Origin of the sequence: Microcoleus sp., assembly GCF_049646505.1 — a bacterium.
Taxonomy (GTDB): Bacteria; Cyanobacteriota; Cyanobacteriia; order Cyanobacteriales; family Microcoleaceae; genus Microcoleus.
In genome coordinates this window covers 1-7,247 of sequence record NZ_JBARVX010000395.1, presented here as the reverse complement: position 1 = coordinate 7,247, position 7,247 = coordinate 1, and the positions used below count along the sequence as shown (strand labels likewise).

9 protein-coding genes and 1 pseudogene are annotated in these 7,247 nt (G+C 41.1%); 1 reads left to right on the top strand and 9 read right to left on the bottom strand.

Translation table 11 applies throughout. The annotated features are described in order from the left end of the window. A pseudogene (locus tag WBA89_RS19795) lies at positions 1-388 on the bottom strand (ATPase); the annotation flags it as partial. 230 nt (positions 389-618) lie between these two features. Here WBA89_RS19795 and WBA89_RS19790 point away from each other — a divergent pair. After that, positions 619-2,028, top strand: coding sequence for a hypothetical protein (locus WBA89_RS19790; RefSeq protein WP_333421575.1), 1,410 nt, complete (start codon positions 619-621; stop codon positions 2,026-2,028). A gap of 112 nt (positions 2,029-2,140) precedes the next feature. On the opposite strand, the gene WBA89_RS19785 is transcribed toward WBA89_RS19790, so the two are convergent. From WBA89_RS19785 to WBA89_RS19750, 8 genes are all read right to left on the bottom strand, one after another. Continuing rightward, entirely contained in the window at positions 2,141-3,124 is a 984-nt protein-coding gene (locus WBA89_RS19785) for a hypothetical protein (RefSeq protein WP_333421577.1), read from the bottom strand. Positions 3,125-3,377: 253 nt separating this feature from the next. Continuing rightward, positions 3,378-3,578 (bottom strand): addiction module protein, encoded by a 201-nt coding sequence (locus WBA89_RS19780; RefSeq protein ID WP_424408899.1) that lies wholly within the window; start codon positions 3,576-3,578, stop codon positions 3,378-3,380. A gap of 100 nt (positions 3,579-3,678) precedes the next feature. Continuing rightward, positions 3,679-3,897 (bottom strand): type II toxin-antitoxin system HicA family toxin, encoded by a 219-nt coding sequence (locus WBA89_RS19775; protein WP_424408898.1) that lies wholly within the window; start codon positions 3,895-3,897, stop codon positions 3,679-3,681. After that, a complete protein-coding gene (locus WBA89_RS19770; RefSeq protein WP_333027781.1) occupies positions 3,897-4,142 on the bottom strand; it encodes a type II toxin-antitoxin system HicB family antitoxin in 246 nt (81 codons plus the stop codon). Before WBA89_RS19770 ends, WBA89_RS19775 begins: the two co-directional genes overlap by 1 nt. A 121-nt stretch (positions 4,143-4,263) precedes the next feature. Beyond that, complete coding sequence (locus WBA89_RS19765; protein WP_424408897.1) at positions 4,264-4,638, bottom strand: DUF433 domain-containing protein; 375 nt, start codon at positions 4,636-4,638, stop codon at positions 4,264-4,266. A gap of 62 nt (positions 4,639-4,700) precedes the next feature. After that, positions 4,701-5,696 carry an AEC family transporter gene (locus WBA89_RS19760; protein WP_424408896.1) on the bottom strand — a complete coding sequence of 332 codons (996 nt, stop codon included), beginning with the start codon at positions 5,694-5,696 and terminating at the stop codon, positions 4,701-4,703. Between the two features lie 350 nt (positions 5,697-6,046). Then, positions 6,047-6,253, bottom strand: coding sequence for a glycogen debranching protein (locus WBA89_RS19755; protein WP_424408895.1), 207 nt, complete (start codon positions 6,251-6,253; stop codon positions 6,047-6,049). Between the two features lie 284 nt (positions 6,254-6,537). Next, positions 6,538-7,023 (bottom strand): GNAT family N-acetyltransferase, encoded by a 486-nt coding sequence (locus WBA89_RS19750; RefSeq protein WP_194067756.1) that lies wholly within the window; start codon positions 7,021-7,023, stop codon positions 6,538-6,540. Positions 7,024-7,247: the final 224 nt, after the last annotated feature.

The following is a 7,247-nucleotide window of genomic DNA, read 5'->3' as shown; positions in this document are numbered from 1 at the left end:
GAGAATCAGGGGGATTGGGCTGTTTAGCCTCTTCTGCATCTTGCCGTTTTTCTCCACAGATATTGATATGAGTTCTATTAATTTTACTATTAACAATTTGTGAAGAGTTACCAAAATTGTAAATACTAGATACTGCTTTGCTTTCTAAAATAGATCGAACATTAGATTTTTTAATATCTTCTCCCAATATCTCTGAGAGTATTTTCCATAATTTTCTAGCAACTTGTTTAATATGATCTTCACTACGATTGCACTTTTTCGCTATTTTGGGATATTTCTCACCTTGCCAAACTTCCTTTAATATACATCTTTGTAATGAATCAAGATGTTTTTCCGTTTTCACAAATACTTGATCGTCAGTCCATTGCAAAACCTCTTCGATATCCATAGCTAAAAGTGGGTTTATTTTTCTAAGTCACACTATATCACACTTTGTAACACTTTGCCAGCTAAATCACACTTTTTATTGCTATTGAAAATCATGGGAAAACAATTAACTGTACACTAAACAACACTTTTATGAATATGCAAAAATCTATTTTTAGATTAAAATCAAATAACGACAGATACCAGAAATCTAGTCAAAATCTATACGTTATCAAATGATATGGAGGAAATATGACACGCTTTAACTGGTTTGTCAAAGACTCATCTCAAGGAGATCACAAACTCACTTCGGAGGATGTGCAGCGAATAGTTCGTGATTTCAATCAATGCTTGTCACGCATTCAGGGGATACCTGAAGTTTTAGAAGAGATAACCTTTGACGATGCTATAAGCTATTTCCACAGCGATCTCCCTGGGACTCCTAATGTTAAAAAAGGAGCAATTATGCGCCAAGAGCATCCCGAAGGGCAATTCTTAGGACAAGTGTTTTTGGATGTAAATAATAACCTTGTTTGTCGTCCAAATGAAATACCTTATGGTCGTCAGTTGGTGGCTAAAAAACTAGACAAAAAATTAACTGATGTTTTGGGCGATCGAGAATTAATTACTATTGATTTGAATGCTCAACAATCTGGTGAACATCAGCTTACTGAAGAAACCCCTAGAAAATCGAGAATTGTAAAAATCTCTAAGATAGTTAGTATCATTATTTGGTCAATTATAATTCTAATTGTATTAATTCCGTTGCTGGGAAGATTAGTTATGAGTCAGGCTTTAGCGGCAGAATTCACCTCTCCTCCATCCAGAGAATTTACTCAATCTATAGTGGCATTTGGTGGAAGAGAAGAAGCTTTTAAAAAAGCTCTTAACACGGCAAATCAAAGTGCTAAAAAATATGCTAGTAATGAATTAGATCGGTGGGAGGAACAATTAATTAATCGAATAGATACGGATTTTTTAAATTGGTATTTTAATTATTTTAATCAGAAACAGCAAGAATTTGGTATTCTTTTTGAATATGTTGGCGAGAATTTAATGAACGGGTTTGATCGGAGCATAGTCAATGAAAAGATTGCCAAAAGCATAAATAACAATATTCAAAGAGAATTTGCTAGGAGAGTATTGCAAGCAAATTCAGCAGAGATAAAATTTCATACCATAGTAATTGATACAGCTAATTTTTTTATTGAACAAGTATCTAAAGAATTTGAAGATGTGCCGAAAATGTATAAAATCCCCCAAGCCGACTGGAATAAATATTTAGAAGGTATAAATTTTAGGTTAGAAAATGAACGAGGAGATGAAGTATCTTTAGTAAGATTTGTAGGTGCTGCTGGAACTGCTAAACTTACTGCTACAATTGCTGCTAAAGCAGGTAGTAAAGCTGTAGCTGCTCTTTCTTCGCAACTAGGAAGTATGATTGAACCTACCCTTGCCATAGCTTTAATTGCTTGGGATTACTGGGATTATACTCAAGGAGTTCAAGAAAACAAGCCCCGTTTGCGTGAAGATTTAGTCAACTCATTACATGACATCAAAAAATCTATTTTGAGCGACCCAGAACATAGTGTAATGTCTGTTATCAATGAATTAGAGAAACAAATTAAAAATAGTGTTTTACAGGCGAAATTTCCTGCTTAAAAGTTGAGGACTGGTATGCTTTTTATCTAGATAGCAACTTTAGGCTGCGTCAGGGAAAATAAATCTCTAACTTGAGAACATGACTGGCCCTGACGCACTGTTCCACATTTAACTAGCGAGACCCAGCTTCAATTGCAGAATTGGCTATTTGAACGAGAACTTTTTCTGATCCATTCTTCATCGTTACTCGGTACAAAACGCCTTGATACTGCCATTCAACTAAGGCCGTGCAAGAAGCACCGCAGCCATTAGAAAAAACTCCTTGTGTTCTGCCAGCTAATTGAATGGTTTTGAATTCACTCCTAAATCCTCTGATCGGTGGTTCGGCTGGTTCTCCACCTCTTTCTGCTGAGATACTCCCGATATAGCAAGGCGTACTGCTGCAATTAGGTAGGGAGCCCATTTCAACACTATAGCCATTTGTTTCTACTCGGTTTGTCAGGTAAATTTTTTGTGAGAATGGAAGCTGACTGGGGAGAAAAATTGGTACTCTCGTCTTACCTTCAATCTGCGAAAGAATTTCACGAACTGGAAAAGAAATACTCGATCGCGAATTACCAGCTTGAGAATTAGCAGACTGAGGGCGAAACCCTTGCACAAAATTAGTCCACCGCTGAATTTTATTACCAGTAATATCTAAAATTGGAATAGAACGAGTCCTCGATATTGGCCGCCCTGCTTCCCCCTGAGAATATTCGATCGCAGTACGCTCTGGTTTCCCTAAACCATAACTATTAGCAATATCGCTAGCCAACTGACAGTTAATTCTGAATTCCCCCATGTCAATTTTACCATTTCCGGCGCGGTAATACCAAGTCCTACCGCCAGCGTTGGGTATCTCCTGACAATCAGAATATGTCACTTCAAACATCTTGGCAATATGCACGTCATAGAGGCGCAATTGACCCCCATAAGCAGATTTTGTGGTATTCGTTTCTGACACCGTAAGGGTATAAGTTCCTTCTGCGTGTTGCAGTCTCATGGGAACTTGTGTTTGAGCGAGCGCCCCTGGTATACCCTGAATGGAAGTTACAGATCCCCAACTCAAAGTAATAGCACCCAAACTTGTTAGCAATAATTCTTTTGTGCCTCTCATTTGTCCATTAAAAACTATTGGATAGTTGTATTATAGAGCTTTAGTTTATCTGAAGAAAAAAGTTTTGCTTCTTCCTTGGTTACACACTCTATATCTATTGGTAATCAAATTCCGATCGCACCTCATTAACATCTGATTTTAGACTGCTACTCTCGCTCAACCCAGTATTGTGTTCTACGCTTCTGATGTGCAACCGCTAAAATCCGAATTCTATCGCCTTCTAGGATGCGATAAAGATGAAATATCACGTTTTTCATTGCAGAAGCCCACGAATCTTCTGAAACACTTGTTGAGTCGGAATACCAGTGACTTGGCCGCCATCCATTTCTCGATCGCGCCTTTGGGCTTCTTCGACCCAGACAGATGCCACTTCTGGATCAATTTCACTACTTTGTCCCAAGTGCTTTAGGAGTCGCGATAGCAATATTGCTTGAGAATCCCTTGGCAATGCCATAACCTCAGCTTCAAGATTTTCAATAGTCATAATATTTAAGGATTTTATGATACATTAATTCTATCATACTTGATAATCAATTGACAAAAATCCCTCAACTTTAGAGGTTCTCCCAATCACTAATATCAACTTTAGCCTGTCGCAAAATTTTAGCTAAAAAGTTGGCACTGATATCACCTTGATGAGGATTGGGAATGGTGATGCGAAGGTTATCTTTCAACATAAACTGATGCCCTTTTCCCGAATAGGGGCCGTCAAATCCTACTTGTTTCAGGTAATAAATTAAGTCTCGACGTTTGATTGGTTTTAAAGGGGGCATCAGGCAACATCTTTGGTAATTGTAAGGTCGATATTATCGAGGACGGGTAAAGGAAGATTCATGGTGAGACCAAGTAAAATCCAGTCTTCCAGTACCTCTTGCAATTCTTCTCGACAAGCTTCGAGAGTTACAGCATTTGCATAGACTCCCTCACAGATAGGAATTTCTCCGTAGAAAGTCCCATCATCACGAAAGATTTCATACTTAGCTTGCTTCATCGCAGCTTGGATGTATTTAGTTAACATATTAAAGCAATCTCCTTTAAGGTGACAAAACGAATTGGGATGATATCAAGCCAACCTTGATTAGCAATAGAAACAAAGAAAATTATGGCGTGTCCGTTGAGATTACGATCGCCCAAAAGAATCACGCTTTAGCATCAAGTTTTGCCTTAGCCGCTCGAAGCTTTTCCCAAGCCGCTTCCGTTCCTGGTCTTGGTGGCTGGGCGGCAATTCTGGCAATCAGATCGCGATTTTTTTCTTCGTAGTACAGCCGCAGTTCCTCAGCTTCTTTAAGAACCATTTGATACTCGGCTTCAACATCCGCGCGATTTGCCTCAATATAAGTTAAAGCCGCGTTAATTTGTGCTTCTGTAAGGTCAAACAATCCCCTGATAAACTTAGGCGGATATTGAGCCGTTACATAGTCCATGATGTCGTAGATAGTGATGCGCGTACCTGCGATCGTCAGTCCTCTTTCTGTACGGATAATAGCTGTTTGTTCGTTGGATATAGTTGTCATGCCTCTAACCTCTTTGAAGTTATTTCTATGTTATACCAATTCTCAAAAGTCTTGCAACAACTTCAACTAAACGAAGCAAGCCACAGCGGCAGCATCAACAGCAAACCGAGGGAAGTGAGGGCGATGCTGCTAGCTAACAAATCGCGATCGAGATCGTATATTTCTGCTAAAATCAGCACCGAAAGAGCTGTGGGCGTTCCCGACATCAACACCAACACCAACCTCGGATCGCCGCTCAATCCAAAAAAACTAGCACCCAATCCGATCAGCACCGGCACAATTACCACTTTTAACAGCGACGGGATTAACGCTAGTTCAAAACTTTGCCATGTTTTAATCGATCGCAAACGGATACCAACCAGGAGCAGAGCACTGGCAATTACCACCCAAACTGCTACCTGCAATCCCGATTCCACTGTCTCGGACAGGGGGATGTTTCTGGTGAAAAAACCAATTAAAAATGCCCACAGGGCGGGAACTGTCAACAGGTCCCGGAGCTGAGTCCACCAGTGTTTTTTTTGCTCGGAATTCCCGAAATAGCTAGCAATAAATACACCGAAACCGTAGGTTCCGATCACGTTGTTAGTGAGGCTGTACAAGACCGCCCAGTTGCTGTTATTGCTGCTGATGATAGCGGGGGTGATTGCTAATCCGACAAACCCTGTATTTGCTAGCATGGCAGCTAGGATAAAACTGCCTTGGCTCGATCGCTTCCGGGAATTTACATTTAATAAAAATAAATTGAGTCGAGAATTTTTGCCTTGAAAATATGGCTTTTTGACGTGAGCCGCACTCAGCCGCCACAATAACAGCCAAGTCAACCAAGCTAAACTCGTACTCAGAAATAACACGAATATGGCGATCGCCGGTGTGAATACCACAGCACCGGAAAAATCGCTCTGACGGGCTAAAACTAAAATTTGCAGCGGTATCCCGATCCAGAAAAGAAAGCGGCTTAGCAGCTTAGGAAAATCAACTGGGATGTACCGAAACAGCAGCAGTCCCAAGCCCGTCCAAATAACTAGAGGCGTATAAGCATGAAATAAGGTCTCAATCATAAAAATTTAACTTGACAATTGGAAATGCCTTTATCTATTAATTTTAATCCTAAAATCAGTTTTAAAAATGCGAATTGTCGTTAGCGGAGCCCGCCCCTACGGGGGCTGCGCCAACGAAGAGGATCGCCCGAAGCAGACTTTTTAGCCCTAGGGTGCCGACAGCACTCCGGCGATCCCAAATTCCCGCCAAAATTCCCGCAACCTTCAGATTCAGAAAACCCGACCTCTGTTAATTTGACAAATGTACGATCGAGTTATCTTGCCTTAGACGAACAGACGTGCAACGTTTTCCTGCAATTGCGATCGAACCGAAACAGGGCGAAACTAAAGCTGCTGATGAGTTGCACTCATTAGTTCAATTTCAAAGCATTAACAGGCACCTCATCCCAAGAATTAACAGTCCGCAAGGTAGCAACCCAGCCCTGCTGCTTTTGATCTGCCGTCAAATTCTGCTCAAAAGATTCGTGACATTCCTTTGCTTGAGTCTCATCGCAACAAGCAATGCAAGAATAAAGAATGCCCGACGGATCGATTTGCTCGTTTACCCAAATAATCACGATCTACTCTCTCAATTCACTTAACTATTATCTAAATTTTCCTATGTTTTTGTCAATTAAGTAGGTATTAATTAACCAAAGTGCGGCATTTTAGGTGAACAGGCTGTCCGGCCTGTTCCACACACAGGTAATATGCCTGTTCCACAACAGATATTTTTTTGTGGAGTGGGCTTCTAGCCCGCTCAAGATGTCTGTTTCACCACATTGATTCAATTAGTTTAACAGGCCGGACAGCCTGTTCCACACTTAACAGGCTGTCCGGCCTGTTCCGCACGAACCCTAAATTACTTCGAGGCCAAACTCGCCAAAGACTCGCCCGCAACCCGGCAAATCCGCCATTCGGGCATCACATCAGCACCAATACCCTTGTAAAATCCGATCGCCAATTCATTCCAATCCAAAACACTCCACTCCAAACGCCCGCAGTTTCTTTCAACTGTCAACCGCGCCAAATAAACAATCAAAGACTTGCCAATTCCCCGCCCTCGAAACTCAGGAAGCACAAACAAATCCTCCAAATAAATCCCCGGCTGAGTCAAAAAAGTAGAATAATTGTAAAAAAACAGCGCCCAGCCCACAACACGATTTTCCGACTCTGCTAAAATCGCTTCTGCAAAAGGTCTCGCGCCAAACAAATGATTTTCCAAATCAACCGCATTACCAGTAACGGCATGAGATAATTTTTCGTATTCAGCTAAAGCCTTAATCAAGTCAAACAGCACCGGCACGTCGGCGCGGGTAGCTGGACGCAAAATCACCTCATCAGACATAAATCAATTAAGTAGTAAGCGACAATCAACAATTAAAAATATAGCAGAAGTCAGTAGTCATTGGTCAGTAGTCAGTAGTCAGTAGTCAGTAGTCAGTAGTCAGTAGTCAGTAGTCAGTAGTCAGTAGTCAGTAGTCATATCATGTCCGGTCAATTGACCGCTTTAAAATTGGTTCGCAGTGTGGAATGCGAGTCCGCTCGCTCAGTTGCGGACTCGCATTCCAC